This is a genomic window from Vibrio sp. 1078-1, from assembly GCF_033340475.1.
The window spans coordinates 22,895-45,770 of the sequence record NZ_JAWOWM010000011.1; the positions used below are offsets into that span (position 1 = coordinate 22,895).

The following is a 22,876-nucleotide window of genomic DNA, read 5'->3' on the forward strand; positions in this document are numbered from 1 at the left end:
GTTAAGTAAAAATGTTAGGCCGCTTTACGAACTAACGATTCCTGCATTTGATGATGTTCTGATATAGCATTTTTGAGCTGTATTTTACGAACTTCTGCTATGGCATTACTGACCAATTCGCGGCGGTAACTTCCATAACTTCTGTCATTAACATCTATAACCAGGCCACCTATAGATTCAGATGCTAGTTCCTCTTCCGTCTCTCGGTCGAGGATCTTAGCTTCCAACCTCAGATAGCGCTGCTTACCATCAACAATATCCTGTATTGTTTGTAATGCTAACTCTTCGTCCCAGCATCCAATATCAAAGTCATGCTCGGGATGCTCTTTAAGCTGGACTGTGTAGTCAGCTGTATTAAACTCCCAGGAAACAACTTCTTCGTATGGCGTACCTTCCACCAGCGCATAGCCTTCGGCTTCAAGCTGTTGGGATGTAGATTTGATGTCATGTTCGAGACGACTCACAAAGTCGTTCCAAATGCTTTGCCATCTAGTGATGTGCTCATCAGTCACTTCACCTGTTACCAGACCAGCGGCACGAATCGCTTCAAAATGCTCCTCAGAGAAACTTTCAAAATCGACTTCATGACAAAGATCCATGCAGTTATAGTGGCTGTACCGATGCCCATGAGAGTTTCGCTCAATCGACATTCTGCAACATCCTATATCTGCTTCCCTTAATATTTCCAACATAGATAATGCTTCTTTACGAACCAAAAGGTTTTTTACGCGAAGTACGGCGTTTTCACCTGCTGTATTTGGGTCATAAATTCGCAGCATAAGCTTCTCTACATCATCCTCATCGAGGTTTCCATAGAAACTCATACCATCACCTTGACAGTAACTAAGGCTGTACTCGATTGTCAGACCTTCTGGGTAGCCAAGTTTTTTCAGTTGGTTATTGAAATGAGTTTTAATCATAGCTATCTCCTTGTTTTTTTGAGGAGACACCTCCCCCTAAGGGATTGGTGCCCCCTTAGGGTTTTAATGATTTCGGATTTAATAGTTAAGCACAGATGTCCAAAAGACCTTTCCGAGCGATCAACTGATGCTCTTCAAAGTCTTCCGGTGCAGAAGTGTCATAACCTTCACCATCGCTGTAATCTGGAGTACCCAGCACGATGATGTTGCCTACAACAGGTGAATCTGCACCATGTAATATACAACCGAGCTTGATACCGCTACTGAACAGTCCTTCTTCATCAAGATAAAGACTGACTGTTTTTCCATTCGATAGCTCCCAATCAAAGCTCTGGACCATGCTACAGCCGATTAGCTTATACATAGTTTGTAATCCGTCTTCTTTTGGAATATCGACTGGAGTGCAGCCTTCTGCGGTTATTAAATAGCCTTTGTTAGTGGCCTTAGACATTGCTTCATCACAAATTGACATGGAATCCTCCAAATATGTCATTGAGGGACACCAAGGCCCCAAAGGGGCTTTGATGCCCCGTTAGGGTTTAAAGATTGGTTTACTTATACGGTCACAGCGTCGATATCTAGGTATTGGCGGCAACCTGTTTTAGGGTGACAGCGGTGGCGAAAATTGTGCTTACCACCTTGCGTACCCATGTATTGCCAGCACTCTCCAGTAACTGACTCTTCACAAACCGCGTCGCCATTATTTAATGGATGTTGGGCCAATTCGTTCCACATTTTGTCCCATTCATCTGTATTTCTTTGTACTAGTTTGAAGTCATTATTATTCATACTTCGGTACTCCCAACCCACTGCTTTCCAAGGTATGCCTCAACTCCCATACGGGCCCATTCCGAAGAGATGGTTAACATGGAAAGTGTTTCATGAGTCCAAGGTGCAGTTGGCTTGATTCGTTTGAGCTCTTTGCCTTCGAGATCTGTCAGAATAAGATCTGATTGTTCATTTCCAGCAAGAATATCTGGCTCTCCCGGACGCTGATCAGTAACAAATTTGATGTAGCAACCTTCGTCATCGCTACATGACAGCAATTTATCTACTGACAAGTTAAGTCCAGCACCGAACCATTGATCTATTGCTTCGATCTCAGGGAAATCAGATTTCAACTGAGATACAACGCCAATCATCTTGTCGAGAGCATCTTGGAACTCCAGCGCATTGCCAGCTGCCACTTCAAGTTTGCACTTGATATATGCAGCGTAGGTATCGCAGGCTTTCACCAGTTGCTGTTCATAGCCACCTGGGGCAAATGCTTCCGCGACTGCACCTTGAAGCTCCAAAGGTAGCGTGTGAATTAACTGCTCCTCAGCAGCTTTTTCAAGTCGCTCGAACTCCCTCGCCAAAGTGTCATTAGCCTTTTTTACTGGCGTCACAACATCCTGACAGAGAACTTCGGCTACATCATGTAGTGCTGCGTGGGAAAGCATTTTGGCAAGATCGACCTTGTTCCCCTTTTGGTTTGCGACATGACCAGCGAGAAGAGCAAGCAACGTAACGGTAGCACTATGCTCCAAGACTGATTCAGGCTGTACTGAATGCATCAGTGACCAGCGTTTTATCAATCGTTGACGCAAAGCAAGTGCTAGGAATCCATAGTTTGAATTTGACATAGTATCCTCCAATGAAGTTTGAAGGGTACACAGTTACCACATAGGTCCCGTGTACCCATGTGGGTTAAGTTGTGAGAGTCCTTGTGGACTGTTCTTGAGGTGTATTTTCGGCCTGACACCGAAATATTTAATCAGATTTCTGATGGAATGTATTCCATTCAGAATGTAGTTGCTGCTTGTAGGCCAGCTACCTTTCAACGTCAGCAAAGCCGACATTTTTTTTAGTCTATCGCCAATCCAAATGGTTCACGAAACGTCTATTTGCCCTTTTAGGGCGTTTGGTTCTCATAAGTAAAAAACCCCAGCAAAAATGCCGGGGTTTTTGTTTACTAAGCCACTAATCACATCAGACATCAGCCAGTGTTTGATCACATACAGCTCTCCACCGTGCTTAGTGATCACTACTTTTGCTGCTGAACCGCCAAATTTGGCAATATTTGCAGCGCGAATGAATAACGGGTGTTTCATCAGCACAAACTGACGCAAGCATGTCAAGTTGATGTTGCATAGTATCCTCCGTAAAAAGTATGGAGGGCGCACGCCCCCACAGGGACATACACCCCCGTGGGTTTGATATTGAAATATTAAGGAATGATCGGCAGCCAATTATAAATGCGATATGCAATGTATAAACAAGGCACTCCAAATACGAGCCCCCAGAACTGCGCTACTGCATATTGTTTTGCATTCTCAAACCATGCGGCCATATCGGTAAGTAACGGGGGCCAGTCAAACGAAATGGCGACCAAAAGCGGCACCAAAACACACAAACTACCCACAACAGTCAAAACCGATACAATAATATTTCGTTTTTTATGATCGTATTGATACATAAGCTTATTTCCTTCTAGAGTGGGCTCAGAAGCACCCTTCTGGAGCTTCTGAGCTTTTGGATAGGCGTTAGCCTAAAATGATGGGAGTGATCCCAGTGAAAAAACCAAGAATGCCGAGTAATGCGCCTACCACTCCAAGACGGATTGATAAGCGAATAGAGAAGTCAGGGTGGAACCAGAACCACTGGTAAATTTCCCACCAGCGAGCTCTCCGCATTTCCAGTGATACCTCTTCTTTAAATTTCACTCCAAGAGCATCAACGGCATCGTAATCAAGACCAACAGCATTTTTGGTAATCGACATTGTTCCTGGGTTGCCCATTACATATCGAATTACTTTTGTGCCGTTATCGGGGTTATAGATCACTACTGGCTCACGTCGAAAGAAACGATTAGGATCTTTTCTCTTTGAGTCTACGTTTCGGTTATTTAACCGGACGATATTGTGACCTAAACCTGAATCTTCCATTGGAAGACGAACTACAGATTCAATTTTCATAATTGTCATCTCCATGTTGAATGGAGATAGCCCCCGGCAGGGACTATCCCCACGCGGGTTACAATAAGTACTGTTTGTTTTTGGCGACCAGCTATCGCACATAAGCGCCAAAGGCACTTTCCGAAGAATCCTGCTCTAGGATGCTTGGGAAAGTGCGGGGATATTCCCACACTTACCGCTCATTGAGCATTACTCCTGACGCATCTCATTCTTTGCTCCTTGTAAGGAGATCACATGCGTCGGATCTTCTTTATTTATATCAGCCCAAACCCGCAATTGGAGATTTCCAGCGTTGTTTTCTATCAACAATGGAAATCCAACGTTATCCTCAGAGTTGCAATCTGAGTAGCCTTTAGCACTTAGCAAAAGCTCACCACCGATATTGCCTATCTCAACCGAGGCCGAGACTTTATCACCTAACCCATCGACCAGATCGGTTATATCAGTTTGCAAGGCTGGTTTGTCAAGCGAGTACATCTTTTCGCATAGCGTGTCGATCTCTTCTCCGCTCAACGGCTTTTCGTCAGTAAAATGAGGAAGTCTTGCAAAGAAATCAGACAATTCCTTTGGGTTCGATTGCTCCATCGTCTCCTGCATCCAACGTAACGCGGCCAAAGCCATATTTAGTTCTTGGCTGGTTAATGCTTTCATTTTCCTTCACCTTTTAGTTGTGGGAAAACAAGTACCCAGAGGGCGCTTGTTCCCCCTGGGGTTAATTTACATGCCAGATCAAAGGTACTTGAGCCCGGCTGTTTTGGGATATGTAATGTCAGCAGCTTTGACGTCCGTCAGCAGAGCTTCCAGAGCTTCACCCTGTAGAGTAAATCCAGCAAACACCGCTACGTCGTCGAGCTCGTCACGCCATTGCATTGTGCTATCGAAGTGCTCGATGACACCATGCTCCACCATGATTGGCCGCAGCTTCTCATCTCGTTTCTCACAGCATTCCTTGTACCGGGCATAGCGTAGCTTGTCCTGGTACGCATCCTCAGGCAGGTCTTCGACCGTTCCGAGACAGCTATAAGGAGCTGGGTAGACGATGGTTTTCACACCATTTGAGACGCCTTTCATATCTTTATGAGTGTGCTTCCAGATCAGTTCAATTTGCTCTGGAGTACGCTCTGTTTTATTCACTTCTGTCATGACACTACTCCCTACTTGCGCGAATCTTTACTGGTGAACTGTTCAAACGTTATAGACTCAATCTTTTGAATCTGTTGGCGTAAGGCTGCTAAGCAATCGTGCTTAGCTCGCTCAAAAGCATCAGTCTTGTTGCGCTCGTGTGGGCGGGGCAGATAGTATCCGTCGATCTTCTCTACCGCGCTTCGTAGTGCATATCGGTTTAATTTAGTCATTTCTCTCTCCAGAGTTAGAGAGGGAGCTGTGCCGCACAGGGCGTCAGTTCCCCCTGTGGGTTTGTGTTAATAGGTATCAGACAATTGACATGCCGACTTGTAGTTCACCTTTATAGTCTTTGGGAAGATCTGCAAGCTCCCAAGACATACAAGGCGTTGATACTGGCGTGGTGATCATACAAACATTGTTGCGAACGATGTAATTATAAACACCCCACTCGGCATACTCAGGTTCTCCTTCTTTTGATAAAGCCCATTCGTTACCGAACTGGTCTTCACACAAGTAAACATCGAATTCTGAGTCATGCTCATCAGCTTGTTTAACAACTGTCAGTTTGTGTACGGTTGCAATTTGATCGAATTTTGACATATCTATATCTCCATAAGTTTTTGGAGATAGCCTCCTGCCGGAGAGCTATCCCCGGTAGGGTTATTAGTAATGCTGTTTGTTTTTGGCGACCAGCTATCGCACATCAGCGCACAAGGCACTTTCCAAAAACGTCTCTAACAAACGCCTTTAGAAAATGTCAAGAATGACACCAAGAGGTAAGGATGCAGAGCTATCAAGCTCCGCATCCACCTTAGAGTAAGTTAATTCATAAAGAACAATGAATTAAAATACCATTTTCACTTTTCGCTGCTTCAACTCGCTTGTTTAAACGAAAATCGAAGCAAGCATCCAGAATTTGTCTTTGAAGATACTTAACAAGCTCTCCTGCACTTCGAACTGTTTCTCGTGAACCATTTAATGGCTCAACAAAACAATCATCGTACCAAGAACACGCATCTGGATTATCATGGACATACTTTTTCAACATGCACCAATCTAATGGAGATATAGTTTCTCCCTGCTTAATATTTCCGACGATGCCTTCTATACGTGAATGAATCACCCCGGCTTCGTTATAGCCACTGGGTTCTTGCATTTCGTCATATGGCCCATCATCAATATCGCCACAACCAGCCGGACAGCAATTTGCATCTATGCCGTGGGAGCAATAATGAACGTCATCATTCCAATGCTCTTCATGGCTTTCAGTTTGCTGCTCCGCTGTAATGACTTCGTAACCGTAATTTTCAGCAAGCTTGATAACCTGTTCTTTAACTCCTTTAGGTAAGTCGAGAACAAGGTTATCAATCGCATCTATATACCGGTTTGCGAAGAGTTCATAAATCAGTCCACATCCTTTGTGAGCATCTTGAGCAAGCTTTTCAACCTTCTCAGGGTAATTCTCACAAGGCCACTGGTTTACCTTTTCAAAGTGGTCAATTAACTCATCCAACTCCCAAAAGATATTGTTTATGACTGTACCGAAGACCAAATCGTCTCGGCCAGCTGCGTTGCAAACTGTTTGTATGACAGAATACATATCACTTAAATATGTCACTCTACCAGCTGGACCATCTACAAATTCAGGTTCAAGCTCATCCCCTGTTGAGTGGTAAACAGCTGCACATTTTAGAGCTTCCGTATACGAACCGTGTTCAGCACGATAAATAGATAATTTACACATAGATTTCTCCTGGTAAGGCTGAGGAACCCCTTCTGGGAATCACCTCAGCTATTGGTAGTGTTAAGCGGCCATAACGCGAATTTCATCTCCAGCCATTTGGATTGGAATTGATTTTGCTGGTTGATGACCGCAACTTGTGTCCGGACCATCCGCCGCAGCGAAATAGACCGAATTGTTCATTACATTGATAGGCATACCCAAGGCTTCACCTGCTGGTGCGAGCTTGAGCATTCCTGATCGTTCGATTAAAGCCGGAGCCCAGTGGAAGTCTTCGCCGCCGATATAAGGCTGCTCGGTATCCACCACTTCGACTAGTACCGGAGTCTTGTCCGCCAGCTGCCAGCAGCTTCGGCCTAATTCGTAGGCCAGAGCTTCAAACGCAGGAAAGACAATAAAAGAATCTTGTGAGGTGTGAATGTCGTGTTAAACCATATCGCTTTTCCACTGAAAGCTGAAAAAATCCAGCCCCCCGCTTTAGCTCGATGATTTATAGCTTCTTTTTGTGAATCAAACTCAATAAATTTAGCGGCCATAGGTGTCTCCTTAGATAAAGAGCACACCTGTACCCTACGGGCACAAGTGCGCCCGTGGGCTAGTGTTTGAAATGAACTACCTCATAGGTTTAGGCAGATTCTTGAAGTTTAAGGTTGTCGAGGCAAATTGCATGATATAAGCGATGTCTCTGATCTAGGAGGAAATCCTGATCTGGCCGCCATGTGCTGCGATTGTATTCCTCAGTAAAACCGTTATAAGCGTTTACTTCTGCTGGGGACAATTTCTTACCTGTGTACACACAGGAAAGCCGTCCTACCTCGACAATAGACTGTTTGGGTAGTGGGGTATTAGCCTCTTCAACAGTGTATGAGCGCTTTGTTCGATGGTCGATAATCTTGGACTTTAATTGCTCGTGATTTAGACCTCGTAACGATATATACATGCCTTTCTCCTAAATTAAAGGAGCGGAACTATCCCATAGGACGTTTCCGCCCCTATGGGGTTTATATTTGTTTCTTGATTATGTATTTGTATGGGGGAGAGGTTACTTCGCTTTCCACAAGTTGATGATCCATGTGGCGACAAAAGTCAGGTATATCTCTCGTGGTAGCTGGGTCATCAGCTTTCACTTCGAGTGTTTCTCCTGGCCCCATACGACGAATTGCACGACGAACCACCATTAATGGCTCAGGGCATCGCAATCCCATCACGTCAATAAACTGATCTACATTCATTGGTTATCACCCTTGCCTATAGCAGTCTAATCACGCGACAGAAGACTTACTGTTTTCTTCGTAGCGCATTTTCGCTTGTTCGTTTAAATCAAGTTCACCGTCTTCTAGCTTTAGAATATTTTCTAGAAGATTGGCTTTGTGCATTAAAAGTTCAGCAACAGCCTCATCAATATCCTCGATTATCTGTTTCTGTTTTTTGATGGTGTAGCTATTCAGTTCTTCAACCAGAGGCCACGCTACACTCGAATGAGTATTTAGTGTGGGATATTCTGCTTCAACCTCACAGACAACGCCATTGGCACCTTCTCGACAGTGTGGATAGCCTATACGTAGACCAACGCATCGGTCTAGTTTGGGATAAACACAGAACTCCAAAGGGGTGCGATTAGTAAAAATATCGTTAGTGTTTTTAGACATGATCTTCTCCATGCAATTATTGGTTATTGACGGAGAGCTCCCGACGGGAGGCTCTCCCGTCAGGGTTGATATATTGCTGTTTATTTGCGACGTCCAGCTAACGTACTCAAGCACCAAAGGCACTTTCCAAAAAAGTCTCTATGTACGTACAAACTGCTTTGGAAAGCGAGGGGGCATTTCCCCCTGCGCTTGTTATTTCTACCTTATAGTTTCCTACAAGGCTACATCGTGTGATTCACATTGTTCGATATTCGGCCAATAATAGATTGTACCTTTGCCCATTTGATCTTGACGTGGTGTACCTAGAAATTTGAATAAATTTCCCATGCAACTTGCCACTGCTGAAAGATCTTTTCCTGGGGGGACATCTATCCCAAGACAAGTACGACCATACATAAACCGTCCAGAATATGAACGAACATGGAATTTAGTTTGCTCACTCTCAGGTTCATCTCGATTTACCTTATCTACAGCAAGTACTACCGCTTTGTTTAGAACGATAGTTTGACACGCCTTATCAAGCTCACCGAAGCGTTCAACGTCGATACCACAGAACTTATCAAGTCCCGAGGCAGCATCATGAACAATCAGTTGCTTGGTGTCAGCCAATTCATTTTCCATCGGCTTCCAAATGTTTTCAGCCTCTTTATCAATGAATTGCACTACCTCATGCCATGACCAAAACTCAACATCATCTCTGATGGCACAATGTTCAGGTTCTCGATCTTGCTGCATACATTCCAGCAAAAGCAAATAGCCGTCATACCATGTTCCTTTATATTCATTATTGAATTTAAGGACTTGTGCAGCGGCCAATCCAATTGCTTTCTGTTTCAGTGAAGTAGTCATTGTAATCTCCTCGAACTTGGAGGAGTCCACCAGCAGGTGATCCCCCTCCTGGTGGCTACTTATTTCTTTTAGCTAACTGTCTGAGTGTGTATTGGCAAAGGTTACGCACTTCATCAGGGTCGTAACCAGATAACACACAACAGGTAACAAATGAAAATGGATGAACTTCATCAGAGTTCAACCATTCATAAGCTTCATCTTTTGCTTTTTTACCAGAGCGTCCGTCAGCAAGGACATTTAAGCTATACCGCAAAAATGCCTCTCTTAGCTCTTTAATCTGCCCATCAGTCCAGGTTTCGATTTCAGTTTCAAACTCTTGCTCGACTGTACGATCAGAACATGATGCTACGATTGTTAAGGGAGTAACCTTTTCAATCGGCTCTTCATCATTTTCTAATAGCAGATCATCAAAAATGAAGGGGAGTTGTAATTGTGCATCGTAGGTTAATACGCTTGCAGTATTCACGGGTTGCTCCTAAAAATTTAATTGAGAGGCAACCCACTCCCAAAAGGGCATAGGTATGCCCCTTTGGGGTTAAGTTTCATATGTTAAAATCCAACAATCTGAGAGTTAATTTGCTCTTCCAGCCAAAGCTCCAATGATTCGAGCTCTTTTCTTTCCGACGATGAATTTGCTTTTAAAGCATCACATCTAACGGCCAGCTGCATCGAGCGAACTTCCTCTACAGTTTCCACGTTGTTTCCAGCAAACATAACTAGTTGCGAATTTGGCATGGTCATAACTCACCTCCCTGAGTTTATAAGCCAGTATCTAATGCCTAGATTCAAGGTTGGCGTTAAACCAATCTGCGGGACATTCAATCACCGCATGGGTTACGACATCTCGCTCTGAGTAACCTTGAACCAAAGCATCGGTACACTTCTCAGGAGAAGTACCTTGAGGGACCAACAATTCAAGATGAATTCCATCCGAACCAACCAAATCATCCCCGTAAGGGAAGCCATTGATCGTTTGGTTGTGTCGCTTACACCATTTAATGATATTGGCAATACGACCATGCTCATCTTGACTAGCTATTCGTTTATTCAGCTTCATTGGACACCTCCTGACATGCACCTAGTTCTACCATGCTTTGCATACATAGCTGGTTCATATCCATTGTGAGTGTGTCATTTATGGCCGAATAAACGATCCCCTCTTTCGCAAGTTTTAACACCTGTTTCAACAGAGAAAGAATAGATTGAGCCTCATCGTCTATACGATCTGCTATATCTTTCCATTCCCAATGTTCAAATGGTTGCCATGCAGTTAAATCGGGCTCTTCACCTTTCTCAACGCATTCTATTAGGTACTCGTAAGCCATGAACCAATTGTCAGCACTTCCTAATTCTGACAGGTACTGAGCAGTTGCTTGGGCGTATGCGAGTTCTTCTAATTTTGGCTTGGTGGTTAAGGACATTCTTAAACGCTCTAGAGCTTCTTCTGCATCATTACGAGTTAAGAAGAAGTGTTCTACAGACGAACGGCAACGTTTGCCTTCCGCATAGTAAAGAATGCTTTCCTCTGTACAATCTGGAGTGGCTAAACCGTACTCCTCAATTGTTACAGGCTTGATGGTTAATGACTCGTCACACAATTCATAAACAACAACAGGGAAAGTGCTATTGCGGTAAAAATCGTGATGGTATTGATTGGTCATACATATTTCCTCTTTGTAAAGAGGAGCCCAACCCGTAGGTTAAAGCTCCTCAGGGTTGGGGTTAGATATCGACAGTTACATCTGACGTTGCTGTAGCACAGCAAGGCAAAATTTCACCATCATTAAGATATGCTATAGGTTCAGCACGGTAAGAAATGTTCCCTCTTACCAGCTTGCACCGACATGCTCCGCAATACCCATTTCTGCATTGCGACTCAATAGCGATACCTTTTCTTTCTAGTTGAACCAGTAACGTACTTGTACTGGCTGGTAAGTTGACATGCATTGTCATACTCCTTATTTGAGGAGCATGACTCCCAGCAGGAGAACATGCCCCGCCAGGGTGGTTAATAGATGTGATTTTGCTGTTTATTTGCGACGTCCAGCTAACGTACTCAAGCACCAAAGGCACTTTCCAAAAAAGTCTCTTTGTAAGTTCAAACTGCTTTGGAAAGCGAGGGGGCGTTTCCCCCTGCGCTTATTACCCTGAAACGGTACGTACTCCGATTTCTCGGAGTATTAGAGTATTTCGACATAAATTCGAGAATTTTTCTAATGTGGAACTGCCCTTTCTAGGTGTCAACATTAGCTTTCACTCTGTTAGGGTATAAACCCCAGAATCCACTCGAACAAAATATCGTTCATCTTGCAGCACTTGACGAACCTTGGCTTGCCAGTGTTCGTTTTGTCGGTGTTTCGCGTAAGGTGCAATTTGTTGGTAAATGGCATCTAACGATAAGGTTTTACCCTGTAACACTCGACGCAACACTGCTTTCCATGTAACTCCAACCATATTGGCCGCACGTTTATCTGCTACTGGGATAAGCGAAAGCGATGATGATGCATTTTGCTTTTTGAATACCAGTAACTTTTCATGGGCGATACGAACCAGCTTACTGTTATTGCTGTAGTTGGTCCGGTCAGAGACACAGTTGTGTTGTACCTTGATGATCTCATCAACGAGTTTACCTGGAGCCAAACGCTCAACCAGACTGGACAAGTTATAATACTCGCCTTTACGTCGAAGGTTTCCCATCAAAATACCGTAGTGACCTCCCGGTTCACAGGCATCATGTATATTCATAATGGCTAATTCTAGAGCTTCCACGAACTCTGGCAACGATAGACGGCTCATATCCCATTTATTGGGTTCACCATACATATTGCCAGAAAAAGTGATCATGTCTGCATAAGGGGGGTGCCACCAAATAAGGTGGGCTGGCTCCCCAAGAAATGCAGACAGATCATCTCGCAGCAAATTAAACCCCTGATGCAAGTCTGTACCAATAAAACGAACTTTGAGTTCATTTGCCACATCAGTACTGGTTCCTCCCCCAATACTAGGGTCAACAACTAAGCCATTAGGTTTCATCATATATGACTCAATAAAGTCTTTAATGATGTGTCCGGTGCAATTACCTCGATACTTGTTGTCGCCATAATGACCACGATTCGGGTAAGAGCAAACAGATGTAGTAAACATGGTGTGTCCTCCTTGTGGTGGGCACACCATGCTCCCTATAGGGGCAATGGGTGCCCCTATAGGGTTAAAGGTTGTCGGTGTACCATGCATCAAGGTTTTCGTAATCCTTACGATATATCTCCTTATTGGGAGCTGTCATAAAGACCACATCACCTTCACAGTAGGTACACAATTTGAGCTCACGCTCGTTATACCAGAACGCACTATATGACGAGTCTTGATGAGCAATTCTCCAAGAGTCGTTCAGGTAGCAATTCCAAAAGGTTAGTGTATCTCCTAGTGGAAAGTGACTACGTTCGATAATCGAACCATGCTCTGTTTGTTCTGGTTTAACTCGTCCTGTTTTAAGTCGCTTCTTAATGATGCGTTTGGCACGGTTCAGCAGTGCAAATAAGCGAGCATTGTCACTGCTATACCACTGTGGATTACGCTTATTCCAGTAGAATTTTGCGTGAATCTCACCAGATAAGCGCTCCATTTCATTACGGTTTAAAGTATCTAAGAAACGGCGCATTGCCATGTCATGATTAAGCGTTGATTCTAAGGATGCGAGTGTAGTCATTGTGATTCTCCAGTTAATAGAGACCACTGCCCATTCAGAGCAAGTGGCCCCGAAAGGGTTATTTAAGGACAAGTGAAATTTGTGTTGGCGCAACGTTTAACTTGAAATAACGCTTATTAGCTTTATACGCTAAGTCAAACCAACCTACCGGAATGGATACGCTGCCATCATCACCACCAAATATCATTCGAGCAGTTTCGTAAAAGTCGTCATCTTTGTCAGGATTACATCCGTGAGCATAGACAACAGCACCTCTTGAGCGAGGACTTTCTTTTACATCTGCGTTGTTCAGAAGATACAAACCTTGATCTTTTACCAATAGCAACTGCGGTTCGACTAAAGACTTGTCTATCTGGCTGGAGTCCGGCCATCCAAAATCTTTGTGTTCCTCATCGTTTCCATTGGAATCAACAACTTTGCCTGTTTTGTATAGAGCAGGCTTAAAGAGATCATCCATTGTTGGTGAATAACTTTTCGTCTTATTAAGCTCATCCACCAGCAGTTGTACTTCTTTCATGTTAAATTTTACGATTGCCATAATGGCCTCCATTAAAAATTGAGAGGCCAGCAATGCCCTAGAGGCTTTGATGGCCCCTTAGGGTTTAGGATTTAATTTATTCCTACAAATACATTTAGAGCGCGTTTGATATCTAGCTCAAACTCATCCAAGCATGGCATTGATGCATCCATCTCGTCATACCCTTCTCGCTCTATAATTCCCCAAAAACAATCTGAAAGATTATCAACCAAATCAAATAGTTCACTTTCTTTCCACTTATTTGGGGCTCTTTCTATTTCGTCAACACATCACATCTATAGATGAGGTTTGAATATGGATAAAGATCTACAACAAAGTTATCTTCACCATACCCAAAACAATCTCCGATATTGATGTGGTTGTCCTCTGCATGTTTCAGTACAGCGGTCGTGAAATAGAAATGGTATTTTGCTTTATGTGCGTTTTTTGTGCTCATGGCTGTCTCCATAAAATTGAAGAGGCAACCAACGCCTACCAGGGCGTGATTGCCCCGTTAGGGTTAATGTATTAGATCCGGGCTTCCATAATCTGGAATTGCCCTTTTGTCTCTGAGCATAACTCTTTGAGAGAGCTATACAGTTGCTCTGCCGACAACATTGGTTTACCCAAAGCTTTCATTGCCTCAAGTGCATTTTCAGCTCCATGCTCCCCTGTTGCGTCAAAGACGTTGTAGTGGACTTCACCTATTGAAAGAATGTTTCCGCTCGCCTTCACACCAACCTGCATTTTTTCAACAGTTAATGTGAGTCGCTCACTTAAAGAACCTGAATAAAAACTTATTGTCGTATCATCATGGAATACGCCGTTATAGATTTCATCAAAGTTGATCATGATACTTTGGCTGTATTTTTCGCCAAAATAGAGTGTCAAGCAAACCTCCTCTAGTTCCGTATCTGTCACTAATGCACCATTAGCTTTAATCAGATACGGGCCGTCGATTACAGCCTTCATATCGTCATGAATTGAGTCGTATACATCACCTGCCGTCAAAGTACCATTTGGTTCTTTTTGGACAGATTTAGTACGTGTAAACACTTTTTCATCCGACAACTCAGAACTGTTATCAGTGAAGTAGTCAGGTCTCAGATCTTCTTCTTGGATTTGATAGTATCCTTCCGGAACCACCCACTCCTTCCAACCTTCAACCCAATCTGTTTCAGTGTAATCACTCCAATCAGGACTTCTTTCTCGGTTAATAACATCGAGAACCCCATCAATAGTCCAACCATAAACTTTTTGTGTTTCTAGGTCGGTAACGGGGATATGACGCTCCAACGGAGTTTCAATGGACATCAAACTAAGTTTAGTTTCATGGATTCTGAACACATCCCCATCTAATTCAATGAGGCTTTCTGGGTCCGTTAACAAGCTGTGTTTGCCTTGTGCAAGATCCAGAAAATATTCCACCCCTAGACTGATAGTGCTAACCAGATAGTCAACACTATCGACAAGCTCTGCGCAGGTCTTGAGATGAGATGGTAACAGTCGGCCAGAAAGGCTAATTCCCATATCAGAAATTTTCTTCTCTGGATTTTTGATTGCTACGTTTGCGGCCACACGATATGCCTCATAGGCATCTTGTGCAGTAGGATAATCAAAACCCTCTGTCAAAACGCAAAGGAAAGCTGATTGTATTTTCAAGTCAGTATCGGTGTGAGCGATAGTCATGGTTGTTCTCCATAAAAATTGGACACACCTATGCCGTCGAGCAAGATGTGCCCGAGGGCTGTGATAAAAAGTGAATTAATGCTGTTTATTTTTGGCGACCAGCTATCGCACATCAGCGCACAAGGCACTTTCCTTGAATCTCTCGACTTTCACATGTGAAAGTGAAAGGCTCAAGGAAAGCGCCGGGAAACCCGACGCCTATTTCTGGTAGTTGGCCCACCAGGTTCAAAATGTGTGTGAAGAAAAAGCCCAGATAAGAGACTGGGCGTATTAAATGTTATTAAAATATTGGGAACTGGTCATGAACTTGAGCATCAGCATCAATTTCAATCATGCGATACCCAGCTTTAACTGCCGAAACTAAGATATTGTGAAATTCTTCCCCCATACCGTTATATCCAAGATTGTTCTCAGGTTCATCGTACAGTTTGATGAGCCAGCCAGTATTTCGACCCATTATCATATTGCAGTCTGGAGCATAGGATAGCTCATTTAGTGCTTCATGCTCATCTAATGGAATATGACAAATGCTAACACCAAGCGTCTTATACTGATCGTTAGCCGCAGTAAGTGACCATTCAAAAAATGGATACTCAATGTCACCCTCTAATACAGCAATCATTCTAAAGTCGCGTTCAGGTCTGGTTTTTTGCAGTATTTTAAGTTCTTTAATGGCACTTTGCTCACTTAGAACCGTGCAGGGGTTGTCAGCGCGGTCAATGTTGTCATGCCAATTACGACCATGCTTATCTTCAATTTGATACCCAATAATCATGATTAAATACTCCCTAATAATATACAACGCTATCCCCCTATCAGGGAGTTAGACGCCTAAAATGAATAGGCCCCGTCCCTGACGGGATAGGGCCAATACATGGACTGATTAAGCAGCAAAAGCGGTCAACGATCGCTCCATTAACTTAAACAGTGTTTTTTGTAGATCCGCAGCATCCTCGATGACAATGTTCGTATTGAACAGTCGATTAACGGCTGTAGTTTCAATACCAATACCAATCATTTCTATGTCACTGGCTTCGCACAGTCCGATAACTTTGTGACAAGCCAGTGCATTGTTCGGCGCACCATCTGTCACAACAATCATCATTTTACGTTCCTCTCTGGTTTTGGTTAGCTCAAATGCGCTATACCAAATGCCCTCAGCCATCGGTGTACCACCGCGTGAATTGAAGACAAATTTACCAGTTTGGTTTTGTACTTTTTGACCATGCTTTACAACGCTGTACACAGGAACATTGGAGTTGTTACCGAAAAACGTTACTGCTGGATTAACCCCTGGAATGCTTTCTAAAGCTAATGCAATAGCTAAAGAGGCTTCCCTTGCAATATCTTCCCTGCGCTTACCGTTTCCGGCAGGGCTATCCATTGAGGAGCTCATATCGACCAAAATGTGAACCGCTGTATTAGGGCGCTTCTTAGCTTCTGGTCTCTGGAAAATACGAGTATCTCCAATGACAACTTTATGTAGTTGACGAGTGTCTACACGCTTTCCACTTCTTTGGTTCCTATGAGCAGTTCTTTGGCTGGCTTGCACCAATCCATAAAGCTGCTGTCGGATTTTTGAAGTTGTACTTTTCACATCTCCATTGAGACGCTGCCCTGCTTCTTTGTGATCATGGATATCCATTGCTGACCGTACTGTTTGGTAACGATCATCACCTTCTTGCTGGGCTACCAGATTCAGCTCTTGCTTCAAAGCGTCTTGCGCATTTTTAGGCAAATCACTGTTTCCAGCGCTTAGTACTTGTTGTAGCAATTGAGAAGCATTAGGAGGAGAACTGTTACCGCTCGCGTTCTCTTCACTATTATTACCTTGAACTTCGGGGCTATTTTCATTTTGCTCACTTTGCGCTCCACTACTGCCACCCTGTTGTTCTTGGCTATTTTCATCATTGCCATTAGATGACGACTGTTCCTGCCCATTTGGACTTTGAGAGTCGTCACTACTTTTATCCTTCTGCTCAGGTGATTGCTCACGTTGAGATTTCGGATTTTGCTGCTCTTCACTATCTTTCTCTTCTTCGATCATCTTAATGATGTCATCAGCAAGAGATGCAGCGTTTGCAGTTGATTTGGCGTCCACACATTTACGTAGCAAGGCATTAAGCCTTACAACAACACCTTGAGGGAAAACTCTTTCAAACACAGCTTTTGCGCCATCTAAACGCTCTTGCAATGCAGTTTGACCTACACCAACTGTTTGCAACCAATACAAGCAGTATGCAGACAGGATGGATGCCGGGTGGTCTTCATCTCTCACGGGTTCATAATGGCCTGCTTGAAGCATGTATCGAGCCATCTCGTGCAGTGTCAAAGCTGTTCCTGGATAGACCCCAGGCATTGCTCTTTCAATACGACAATCTTCAATGACGTTTGTTAGGTGAGCGTGCAAGGCGCGTCGCCTTTCTACATTGAAGTCCGTAAACCGAACGTGTGCAGCTTCATGTGCCAAGTAGCCCCAAACAGCATCCATATTTGGATAGTCATCTGGAACATTTGGAATAACGATAGTTTGACCATCAGTGCTTGCGGTATCTGACCCCAAGGCAACTTTAACACCAAACTTCTCGCCATAAGCAGCAGCTACGATGGGTAAAGCATTATAAACAGTACGTTTTTTAGACATATTTCTTCTCCAATTTGGACAGAAGAAACAAACCACCCTCGGAAAGGTGGTTGTCCCTTCCGAGGGGGTTAAAAATAACAATCCTGATCATCAAGCTCAGTTGGTTGCTGTTCAGGTTGACTTACAACATGATCATTAGAGTGAGATTGACCAAAGTCCTTGCCAACATAATCTGCTGGGTCTTGGCTATAGTCTTCCACTGGAATGTCATCACAATTTAGGTCTGCATCCCACAGAGTCTGAGAAGAGACATCGCTTTTGTCTTCCAAAGCATCATCTTCCTCGTCATCTTGGTTTGCACTGGATGTGCGGTTGGCCAAAAACGCTTCGAAGTCATCCAAAATAGTTTCAGGTTCTAAGTTATTAACTTGTTCACCATCTTCTTGGTTAACTTCTTGGCTTTGCGTTTGAACGTATGGTTGTTCCAGTGCCTCATCACTCTCAACACCTTCACTTTCATCTTCTTGATCAGAAGCTCCAGACTCTAATGAGCTGAGTTCATCTCTGGTCAAGGTTTTGGCTACATCATCAACACTAAGCGAACCACCAGCGTATTCTTGAATACGTTTGCGATCACACATGATTAATACAGCGGCCATAATTTGAAAGACGAACATACCTTCAATATTACGCTTTCCAGCTCCGTGCTTTTCGTACCCTGCTAGTGTTTGATCGAGCAGGCTAACGAGCGGAGTGAATGCGCTGTTCAAAAATGACAGTCCATCCACTTTATCACGTAGGTTTTTTAGCGTTGCGCCTGTAGCTGTTGCTACATGCATCTTCCCAGCTAAACGTTTGTTGTAAAAATCATTGGCATCATTTACCACCTCAGCAATGAGATCATCGCCCAACTCCTCAACCTTACGATTAAGTCTGTGTGCGCTTTGCTCATCTTGAGTAGGTTGAACCATAAACACCTGATATTCAAAACCAATTCGTTTTTCTACTTCTTCACGAGGAAGAGCTCCAGCACGAATAGCAGTCTCGTATTCAGGGTTTTCTCGACACCATTCATCAACGGCATTGTTGTAGCCAGTAACGAACTCGTGTTTTAACTGTTGAACTTCGACGTCAATCTTGTCCAACTTGGCGCAAATCTCATCAGTTTTTGCTACGGGTACAGCATAGCCATTCATGAATGGCATACCATAGCTAAGCAAAAAACGTCGAGTTTCTGTTTTCAAGCGATGAAAGCCTTTCAGCTTCGCTGGATCACAGATTTTTTTCGACCCTAATTGAGCTACTTTCTCTGGTGGAATTTCACCACCAGCACCCAATTTAAAGTCAGATGCAGACAAACGAGTTTGCCCACTCCAGATATCAAAATCAGCATTAATAACGCATAGATTTTCGAGATGTTTAACTTTTGACATGGTTTATTCTCCAGCAAAGTGAAAGCACACCATGTCCCGAACCGGGCATGATGTGCCCGGTTGGGCTATAAAGTTAAAGTGAGTTACGCAGGAATAATCATCCAGGTAAAGGTGGATGGAAATGAATTTCCAACACGTTGAACATTGTCGTACAAGGTGTCATTAAATACTCGGGTCATCCAGTTCGGAGAACCTTTCTTTTTATAACATAGCTTGTAGTTTTTCATGGTTGCCTCCTAGTGCAATAGACAGGAGGCTAACTCCGAACAGGAGAAGCTCCCCTGTTGGGTTAAATTGAAATGAGTTTGATGCTGTTTGTTTTTAGCGACCAGCTATCGCGTCTTCACTCTCGATGAGAGTAGAATTCGTCCTTTTCCGTTGAAGACCGAAAAAGCAATCTTCAATGGAAAAGGGGGGGAATACATTCCCCCTTTCATGTCTACATTTCACATAGGCTCAATGTACCAGGTAACACTTTTTGGGAAAGAGTTTGCCACTCTTTGTACATTGGCATAAATCGTATCTTTGTAGATACGTTCTAGCCAGCGGCCACCATGTAGGTACATGAGCTTGAAGTTCTGTGTTTTCATTGTAGATGCCCTTTGTTGCTTGTTTCTAAAACACACTGACGCGATATGCTTTAGAAACAAGCCCCAAAGGGCTTGTTATTTATGCCTAAAAATAGGCTGACTCTACTTCTAGAGACACATCGTTTAAAGGGGCTAAAACCTCTTCATCTTGAATGTACCTCGGGTTAACAGAGCCTGTAACCGTTACTCGGTAACGCTCTGAGGTCTCCTCTCTATACGAGTTAAGATCCTCAGGCTTAATATTCGAACCTTTTTCTTCAAGTAGCTTTTGGTAATTTACCCGACCAGCGGCTTTGTACTTAGTGATCATTACACCGCAATAATCCGCATGGAAATATTCACCCATCAAAGATTTCATTTTATCAAGGTGAGGTTGCCGCTTATCTTTCAACGCTTGCAACCTATCTTCCAACTGCTTAATTTCTGCGTCATAAAGTCGGTACTGCTCCGCTTCGTAAATCCACTCGTTCACTTCCTTACCTTGCGGTATAAAAAGATCTCGCTTGGGGTCTTTCTCAGGCTCTTTACGCTCAGTGACTCTTTTCCAGAAGATTGTGCCCTTAGCCACAATTTCTTTTATCATAGGCTCATCTCGGGTGATAACAAACTCCTTGAGTTGCCCATTTCGGTAGAAAACTAGCCACCCTTGCTTTGCACCAGTAACTAACAACTGATGTTGAACTTGAGGGTAATATAACTGATAAGCCTTGCTGTTTTTTAGTTCAGAACAAACATCGTTCCAGACCGTTTCGCTAGGACATTTCAGTTCAGCAGGTTCACCATTGCCTCGTAGACCATCGAGCGATGCTCTAAACAATGGATATTGAACTGACTCGACACAAACAGGTAAGAGAATATCATTGTACTTCTCCTCAAATGCACGTCTTGCTTTATCTTCGTTTTCAACCCCTTGGCGCACCAGAGGGTTTAGACTTAGATCGACTTCACGAGCATAGCCTGTTTTTTCAGCCCAGAGTCGCCATTCCGTTTTATAAGGAGAACGATTTAGTAGGATGCAGGCGTCAGTAGCAGTAATACCACCTTTACGCCATTCCAACCATTGTTCGCTCCTTTGAGATAGATTGACGATTTTCATAGCTCTCTCCTGTATTTAACAGGAGGAGTCCCCATCGCGGGGGAACTCCCCCGCAAGGGGTTAAAAGTAGTTGCCGTCACCACCCTCTTCCAGTTCAGGATCAGGTTCGTGCAAACCTTCTTCTATAGGATCAGGATCATGCTGAATCGGCTCATCTGGTAACTCAGATTGAACATCGTCAACATTTCCCTTTTCCTGGATAGAAGCTTTTTGGGTTACAGCTGGTTCCATGCTATCAATCTCTGCATCACGCAAATATTGAACCGCATACTCCAACTCGGCACCAGAGAACCGACTTTCAACATACTCGTGAGTTGCTGACCACGCATTTTGCGCAATAGCTCTATCTGCAAGTTGTTTTAAAAGTGGGTCCATTTTCTTTTTATGCTCCAAGGCCAATGGACTTGAGGCTTCAATGACAGCTGGTTGTTTTGTGGTTTGTTCTGACGATACAACATGCGCTTCACCTTCAATTATGCGTTCAGCTTCATCTTGATCGTAAATTCCAGAAAACCCCAAACCGATACGCAGACCTTGGATAAAGCCTTTGTGTCGTAACTGTCGTTTCGTGTGAGTCTGCCAAGGGCCAATAACAGTGTAAGGACCGTACTGACCCGTTGCTTCGACTGGTGGACGATAGACTTCATCAAGATATTCTCGAATACGTATAGACCGTGTACGGTCCTTTCTGTAAACGATACACTCCACCCATTCTGGACATTTCACCTTTGCTCCGGGCATTTCAATAAGATTTTCAGAGTATTCAAACTCCACCCCATCAAATTGCTTGTGCTCGTTGGCAATCCGGCTCCAGCCATCAACACCAACAACAGGTACTATGCCGCCGCTTTTATCGGGGAAAGCGTATATTTCTCGCGTAAACGGATTCAGATTGTACTGCTCCGCTACGATGAGTAATGCCATCATCTGCTCATCAGTTGGTGCGCTTCCGTCTCGCTGCTTAAAGGCTGTTAGCTTTAAAGTTTCAAAAAACTTCTTAGCATCAACCCCAAACCGCTGAGCCATTCTTTCAACTAATGATTTCGTTTCTGGTTTTGTAGACATGGTGTTCTCTCCGTTGAGATGGAAGGGACACCATGACCCCTTAGGGCACAGTGCCCCTCTAGGGGTTAAAAATAGGAATCTTCGGTTTCGCAATCAATGTTATCCAATCGAAATAGTTCGGCGACTAAACCAAGACGTTCTGCCGCTTCTCTAACTTCGTTGTAATTCCATCCGAACTCAAAAAATATTCCTTCCAAAGAATCAAATCCGTCATAAATAAACAGATCACCATCTTCTCCACAGATTTTAACCAAGCGTTTTTCATCATCTTTAAAAAACTCCTGCTCAAATCTGCGTTGTAAATAAATGAACATCAGTAAAGGCTCATAGCCATCCGAAGCAGTTAGCGTCCCAGCACCTTCCAACATCGTTGGACAGATGGTGTTTTCGCTAGCGCCGCTTTTTACAGTTAGCTCATACCCTTTATTGGTTCTCATTAAAACATCAGGTAATTGAGATTGAGATCCTTTCTCTCTGGCAACATCGAAGCCAAGCTTTGATGCACCATCAGTAAAGACCCCGACAATAAACCCTCGGAGTAGAGCATGATTTGAAGCATCAACAGGCGATGACAACAACCAGCTCAGTGAGTAACCATCTTTTGATTCTGTTTCGGCTTCAAGAGAAGACACAGCTTTTGTTGTGGCGTTTACCTGCACTTCATCGAGGAAGGAGTACCCCTCTTTAAGCAGATCATCAACATGCTGATTTTCTTTCTCTTTCACGGTGACAGGAATCGTATCTAAGCTGGTGGCTCTGATTATCTGCCCATCGAGCAAGATAGTCTCTTTCCACCCGTTTAACTCAAAGAACTCTACCAATTGGTATTCAGTTGGCCCATCAGGATCGATGGACCATTGAACTGGCTTGTAACCAAGCATTACCTTGTCGATAGTCGTTCCACGTTCACGGATGTAACGTTTGCAAATCATGTTTTGCGTATCCATGAGATCCC

34 protein-coding genes are annotated in these 22,876 nt (G+C 43.7%); all 34 read right to left on the reverse strand.

Annotation, left to right across the window (positions count from 1 at the left end):
* Positions 1–14 precede the first annotated feature (14 nt).
* The 34 genes from R7190_RS18170 to R7190_RS18335 all read right to left on the reverse strand — a co-directional run bounded on the left by R7190_RS18170 (position 15) and on the right by R7190_RS18335 (position 22,868).
* Positions 15–920, reverse strand: a complete 906-nt coding sequence (locus R7190_RS18170) for an NgrC (RefSeq protein ID WP_138221991.1) — start codon at positions 918–920, stop codon at positions 15–17.
* 85 nt (positions 921–1,005) lie between these two features.
* On the reverse strand, positions 1,006–1,392 hold the full coding sequence (locus R7190_RS18175; RefSeq protein ID WP_014386770.1) for a hypothetical protein: 387 nt from the start codon (positions 1,390–1,392) through the stop codon (positions 1,006–1,008).
* An 83-nt stretch (positions 1,393–1,475) separates the two neighbouring features.
* Positions 1,476–1,709 (reverse strand): hypothetical protein, encoded by a 234-nt coding sequence (locus R7190_RS18180; RefSeq protein WP_014386769.1) that lies wholly within the window; start codon positions 1,707–1,709, stop codon positions 1,476–1,478.
* Positions 1,706–2,545, reverse strand: coding sequence for a 5'-deoxynucleotidase (gene yfbR / locus R7190_RS18185; RefSeq protein WP_014386768.1), 840 nt, complete (start codon positions 2,543–2,545; stop codon positions 1,706–1,708). Before yfbR ends, R7190_RS18180 begins: the two co-directional genes overlap by 4 nt.
* Before the next feature lie 285 nt (positions 2,546–2,830).
* Positions 2,831–3,013 carry a hypothetical protein gene (locus R7190_RS18190; RefSeq protein ID WP_138221989.1) on the reverse strand — a complete coding sequence of 61 codons (183 nt, stop codon included), beginning with the start codon at positions 3,011–3,013 and terminating at the stop codon, positions 2,831–2,833.
* Between the two features lie 116 nt (positions 3,014–3,129).
* Complete coding sequence (locus R7190_RS18195; protein WP_014386766.1) at positions 3,130–3,378, reverse strand: hypothetical protein; 249 nt, start codon at positions 3,376–3,378, stop codon at positions 3,130–3,132.
* A gap of 67 nt (positions 3,379–3,445) precedes the next feature.
* Positions 3,446–3,877: a hypothetical protein gene (locus R7190_RS18200; RefSeq protein WP_014386765.1), complete on the reverse strand. Its 432-nt coding sequence runs from the start codon at positions 3,875–3,877 to the stop codon at positions 3,446–3,448.
* Between the two features lie 189 nt (positions 3,878–4,066).
* A complete protein-coding gene (locus R7190_RS18205) occupies positions 4,067–4,528 on the reverse strand; it encodes a hypothetical protein (protein WP_014386764.1) in 462 nt (153 codons plus the stop codon).
* A gap of 78 nt (positions 4,529–4,606) precedes the next feature.
* The gene (locus tag R7190_RS18210; protein WP_014386763.1) at positions 4,607–5,020 is read right to left on the reverse strand and encodes a hypothetical protein; all 414 of its coding nucleotides are present in this window, start codon (positions 5,018–5,020) and stop codon (positions 4,607–4,609) included.
* Positions 5,021–5,031: 11 nt separating this feature from the next.
* A complete protein-coding gene (locus R7190_RS18215; RefSeq protein ID WP_014386762.1) occupies positions 5,032–5,232 on the reverse strand; it encodes a hypothetical protein in 201 nt (66 codons plus the stop codon).
* Between the two features lie 76 nt (positions 5,233–5,308).
* Positions 5,309–5,602: a hypothetical protein gene (locus R7190_RS18220; protein WP_014386761.1), complete on the reverse strand. Its 294-nt coding sequence runs from the start codon at positions 5,600–5,602 to the stop codon at positions 5,309–5,311.
* Between the two features lie 226 nt (positions 5,603–5,828).
* A complete protein-coding gene (locus tag R7190_RS18225; RefSeq protein WP_014386760.1) occupies positions 5,829–6,746 on the reverse strand; it encodes a hypothetical protein in 918 nt (305 codons plus the stop codon).
* A 60-nt stretch (positions 6,747–6,806) separates the two neighbouring features.
* Entirely contained in the window at positions 6,807–6,977 is a 171-nt protein-coding gene (locus R7190_RS18230) for a hypothetical protein (protein WP_159408529.1), read from the reverse strand.
* A gap of 122 nt (positions 6,978–7,099) precedes the next feature.
* A complete protein-coding gene (locus R7190_RS18235) occupies positions 7,100–7,279 on the reverse strand; it encodes a hypothetical protein (protein WP_014386758.1) in 180 nt (59 codons plus the stop codon).
* A gap of 465 nt (positions 7,280–7,744) precedes the next feature.
* Positions 7,745–7,975, reverse strand: a complete 231-nt coding sequence (tusA, locus tag R7190_RS18240) for a sulfurtransferase TusA (protein WP_014386756.1) — start codon at positions 7,973–7,975, stop codon at positions 7,745–7,747.
* Between the two features lie 30 nt (positions 7,976–8,005).
* A complete protein-coding gene (locus R7190_RS18245) occupies positions 8,006–8,392 on the reverse strand; it encodes a hypothetical protein (protein WP_014386755.1) in 387 nt (128 codons plus the stop codon).
* A 213-nt stretch (positions 8,393–8,605) separates the two neighbouring features.
* Positions 8,606–9,241 carry a hypothetical protein gene (locus tag R7190_RS18250; RefSeq protein ID WP_014386754.1) on the reverse strand — a complete coding sequence of 212 codons (636 nt, stop codon included), beginning with the start codon at positions 9,239–9,241 and terminating at the stop codon, positions 8,606–8,608.
* Positions 9,242–9,296: 55 nt separating this feature from the next.
* Positions 9,297–9,707: a hypothetical protein gene (locus R7190_RS18255; protein WP_014386753.1), complete on the reverse strand. Its 411-nt coding sequence runs from the start codon at positions 9,705–9,707 to the stop codon at positions 9,297–9,299.
* 83 nt (positions 9,708–9,790) lie between these two features.
* Positions 9,791–9,982, reverse strand: a complete 192-nt coding sequence (locus R7190_RS18260) for a hypothetical protein (protein ID WP_014386752.1) — start codon at positions 9,980–9,982, stop codon at positions 9,791–9,793.
* A 31-nt stretch (positions 9,983–10,013) separates the two neighbouring features.
* The gene (locus R7190_RS18265; RefSeq protein ID WP_014386751.1) at positions 10,014–10,298 is read right to left on the reverse strand and encodes a hypothetical protein; all 285 of its coding nucleotides are present in this window, start codon (positions 10,296–10,298) and stop codon (positions 10,014–10,016) included.
* On the reverse strand, positions 10,285–10,902 hold the full coding sequence (locus R7190_RS18270; RefSeq protein ID WP_014386750.1) for a hypothetical protein: 618 nt from the start codon (positions 10,900–10,902) through the stop codon (positions 10,285–10,287). Before R7190_RS18270 ends, R7190_RS18265 begins: the two co-directional genes overlap by 14 nt.
* Before the next feature lie 61 nt (positions 10,903–10,963).
* Entirely contained in the window at positions 10,964–11,188 is a 225-nt protein-coding gene (yfaE, locus tag R7190_RS18275; protein WP_014386749.1) for a class I ribonucleotide reductase maintenance protein YfaE, read from the reverse strand.
* A 306-nt stretch (positions 11,189–11,494) separates the two neighbouring features.
* Complete coding sequence (locus tag R7190_RS18280; RefSeq protein ID WP_014386748.1) at positions 11,495–12,385, reverse strand: restriction endonuclease subunit M; 891 nt, start codon at positions 12,383–12,385, stop codon at positions 11,495–11,497.
* A gap of 64 nt (positions 12,386–12,449) precedes the next feature.
* Positions 12,450–12,947: a hypothetical protein gene (locus tag R7190_RS18285; protein WP_014386747.1), complete on the reverse strand. Its 498-nt coding sequence runs from the start codon at positions 12,945–12,947 to the stop codon at positions 12,450–12,452.
* 58 nt (positions 12,948–13,005) lie between these two features.
* Positions 13,006–13,485, reverse strand: a complete 480-nt coding sequence (locus R7190_RS18290; protein ID WP_014386746.1) for a DUF3085 domain-containing protein — start codon at positions 13,483–13,485, stop codon at positions 13,006–13,008.
* A gap of 253 nt (positions 13,486–13,738) precedes the next feature.
* A complete protein-coding gene (locus R7190_RS18295) occupies positions 13,739–13,921 on the reverse strand; it encodes a hypothetical protein (protein WP_014386745.1) in 183 nt (60 codons plus the stop codon).
* Between the two features lie 71 nt (positions 13,922–13,992).
* The gene (locus R7190_RS18300) at positions 13,993–15,153 is read right to left on the reverse strand and encodes a hypothetical protein (RefSeq protein ID WP_159408530.1); all 1,161 of its coding nucleotides are present in this window, start codon (positions 15,151–15,153) and stop codon (positions 13,993–13,995) included.
* Positions 15,154–15,433: 280 nt separating this feature from the next.
* Entirely contained in the window at positions 15,434–15,928 is a 495-nt protein-coding gene (locus R7190_RS18305) for a hypothetical protein (protein WP_014386743.1), read from the reverse strand.
* Between the two features lie 108 nt (positions 15,929–16,036).
* On the reverse strand, positions 16,037–17,797 hold the full coding sequence (locus tag R7190_RS18310; protein ID WP_014386742.1) for a VWA domain-containing protein: 1,761 nt from the start codon (positions 17,795–17,797) through the stop codon (positions 16,037–16,039).
* A 68-nt stretch (positions 17,798–17,865) separates the two neighbouring features.
* Positions 17,866–19,170, reverse strand: coding sequence for a DUF3150 domain-containing protein (locus R7190_RS18315; protein ID WP_014386741.1), 1,305 nt, complete (start codon positions 19,168–19,170; stop codon positions 17,866–17,868).
* Between the two features lie 446 nt (positions 19,171–19,616).
* Positions 19,617–19,760: a hypothetical protein gene (locus R7190_RS18320; protein ID WP_164496844.1), complete on the reverse strand. Its 144-nt coding sequence runs from the start codon at positions 19,758–19,760 to the stop codon at positions 19,617–19,619.
* Between the two features lie 85 nt (positions 19,761–19,845).
* Positions 19,846–20,856, reverse strand: coding sequence for a YqaJ viral recombinase family protein (locus R7190_RS18325; RefSeq protein ID WP_053309197.1), 1,011 nt, complete (start codon positions 20,854–20,856; stop codon positions 19,846–19,848).
* A gap of 60 nt (positions 20,857–20,916) precedes the next feature.
* Positions 20,917–21,921, reverse strand: coding sequence for a phage recombination protein Bet (bet, locus tag R7190_RS18330; RefSeq protein WP_014386738.1), 1,005 nt, complete (start codon positions 21,919–21,921; stop codon positions 20,917–20,919).
* Positions 21,922–21,986: 65 nt separating this feature from the next.
* Positions 21,987–22,868 carry a hypothetical protein gene (locus R7190_RS18335; protein WP_014386737.1) on the reverse strand — a complete coding sequence of 294 codons (882 nt, stop codon included), beginning with the start codon at positions 22,866–22,868 and terminating at the stop codon, positions 21,987–21,989.
* Positions 22,869–22,876: the final 8 nt, after the last annotated feature.

What these genes read in the sequence shown, in the direction of transcription:
- R7190_RS18170 (WP_138221991.1), bottom strand. Translation starts at nt 920, where the DNA reads ATGATTAAAACTCATTTCAATAACCAACTGAAAAAACTTGGCTACCCA.
- R7190_RS18175 (WP_014386770.1), bottom strand. Translation starts at nt 1,392, where the DNA reads ATGTCAATTTGTGATGAAGCAATGTCTAAGGCCACTAACAAAGGCTAT.
- R7190_RS18180 (WP_014386769.1), bottom strand. Translation starts at nt 1,709, where the DNA reads ATGAATAATAATGACTTCAAACTAGTACAAAGAAATACAGATGAATGG.
- yfbR (WP_014386768.1), bottom strand. Translation starts at nt 2,545, where the DNA reads ATGTCAAATTCAAACTATGGATTCCTAGCACTTGCTTTGCGTCAACGA.
- R7190_RS18190 (WP_138221989.1), bottom strand. Translation starts at nt 3,013, where the DNA reads ATGAAACACCCGTTATTCATTCGCGCTGCAAATATTGCCAAATTTGGC.
- R7190_RS18195 (WP_014386766.1), bottom strand. Translation starts at nt 3,378, where the DNA reads ATGTATCAATACGATCATAAAAAACGAAATATTATTGTATCGGTTTTG.
- R7190_RS18200 (WP_014386765.1), bottom strand. Translation starts at nt 3,877, where the DNA reads ATGAAAATTGAATCTGTAGTTCGTCTTCCAATGGAAGATTCAGGTTTA.
- R7190_RS18205 (WP_014386764.1), bottom strand. Translation starts at nt 4,528, where the DNA reads ATGAAAGCATTAACCAGCCAAGAACTAAATATGGCTTTGGCCGCGTTA.
- R7190_RS18210 (WP_014386763.1), bottom strand. Translation starts at nt 5,020, where the DNA reads ATGACAGAAGTGAATAAAACAGAGCGTACTCCAGAGCAAATTGAACTG.
- R7190_RS18215 (WP_014386762.1), bottom strand. Translation starts at nt 5,232, where the DNA reads ATGACTAAATTAAACCGATATGCACTACGAAGCGCGGTAGAGAAGATC.
- R7190_RS18220 (WP_014386761.1), bottom strand. Translation starts at nt 5,602, where the DNA reads ATGTCAAAATTCGATCAAATTGCAACCGTACACAAACTGACAGTTGTT.
- R7190_RS18225 (WP_014386760.1), bottom strand. Translation starts at nt 6,746, where the DNA reads ATGTGTAAATTATCTATTTATCGTGCTGAACACGGTTCGTATACGGAA.
- R7190_RS18230 (WP_159408529.1), bottom strand. Translation starts at nt 6,977, where the DNA reads ATGCTCAAGCTCGCACCAGCAGGTGAAGCCTTGGGTATGCCTATCAAT.
- R7190_RS18235 (WP_014386758.1), bottom strand. Translation starts at nt 7,279, where the DNA reads ATGGCCGCTAAATTTATTGAGTTTGATTCACAAAAAGAAGCTATAAAT.
- tusA (WP_014386756.1), bottom strand. Translation starts at nt 7,975, where the DNA reads ATGAATGTAGATCAGTTTATTGACGTGATGGGATTGCGATGCCCTGAG.
- R7190_RS18245 (WP_014386755.1), bottom strand. Translation starts at nt 8,392, where the DNA reads ATGTCTAAAAACACTAACGATATTTTTACTAATCGCACCCCTTTGGAG.
- R7190_RS18250 (WP_014386754.1), bottom strand. Translation starts at nt 9,241, where the DNA reads ATGACTACTTCACTGAAACAGAAAGCAATTGGATTGGCCGCTGCACAA.
- R7190_RS18260 (WP_014386752.1), bottom strand. Translation starts at nt 9,982, where the DNA reads ATGACCATGCCAAATTCGCAACTAGTTATGTTTGCTGGAAACAACGTG.
- R7190_RS18265 (WP_014386751.1), bottom strand. Translation starts at nt 10,298, where the DNA reads ATGAAGCTGAATAAACGAATAGCTAGTCAAGATGAGCATGGTCGTATT.
- R7190_RS18270 (WP_014386750.1), bottom strand. Translation starts at nt 10,902, where the DNA reads ATGACCAATCAATACCATCACGATTTTTACCGCAATAGCACTTTCCCT.
- yfaE (WP_014386749.1), bottom strand. Translation starts at nt 11,188, where the DNA reads ATGCATGTCAACTTACCAGCCAGTACAAGTACGTTACTGGTTCAACTA.
- R7190_RS18280 (WP_014386748.1), bottom strand. Translation starts at nt 12,385, where the DNA reads ATGTTTACTACATCTGTTTGCTCTTACCCGAATCGTGGTCATTATGGC.
- R7190_RS18285 (WP_014386747.1), bottom strand. Translation starts at nt 12,947, where the DNA reads ATGACTACACTCGCATCCTTAGAATCAACGCTTAATCATGACATGGCA.
- R7190_RS18290 (WP_014386746.1), bottom strand. Translation starts at nt 13,485, where the DNA reads ATGGCAATCGTAAAATTTAACATGAAAGAAGTACAACTGCTGGTGGAT.
- R7190_RS18295 (WP_014386745.1), bottom strand. Translation starts at nt 13,921, where the DNA reads ATGAGCACAAAAAACGCACATAAAGCAAAATACCATTTCTATTTCACG.
- R7190_RS18300 (WP_159408530.1), bottom strand. Translation starts at nt 15,153, where the DNA reads ATGACTATCGCTCACACCGATACTGACTTGAAAATACAATCAGCTTTC.
- R7190_RS18305 (WP_014386743.1), bottom strand. Translation starts at nt 15,928, where the DNA reads ATGATTATTGGGTATCAAATTGAAGATAAGCATGGTCGTAATTGGCAT.
- R7190_RS18310 (WP_014386742.1), bottom strand. Translation starts at nt 17,797, where the DNA reads ATGTCTAAAAAACGTACTGTTTATAATGCTTTACCCATCGTAGCTGCT.
- R7190_RS18315 (WP_014386741.1), bottom strand. Translation starts at nt 19,170, where the DNA reads ATGTCAAAAGTTAAACATCTCGAAAATCTATGCGTTATTAATGCTGAT.
- R7190_RS18320 (WP_164496844.1), bottom strand. Translation starts at nt 19,760, where the DNA reads ATGAAAACACAGAACTTCAAGCTCATGTACCTACATGGTGGCCGCTGG.
- R7190_RS18325 (WP_053309197.1), bottom strand. Translation starts at nt 20,856, where the DNA reads ATGAAAATCGTCAATCTATCTCAAAGGAGCGAACAATGGTTGGAATGG.
- bet (WP_014386738.1), bottom strand. Translation starts at nt 21,921, where the DNA reads ATGTCTACAAAACCAGAAACGAAATCATTAGTTGAAAGAATGGCTCAG.
- R7190_RS18335 (WP_014386737.1), bottom strand. Translation starts at nt 22,868, where the DNA reads ATGGATACGCAAAACATGATTTGCAAACGTTACATCCGTGAACGTGGA.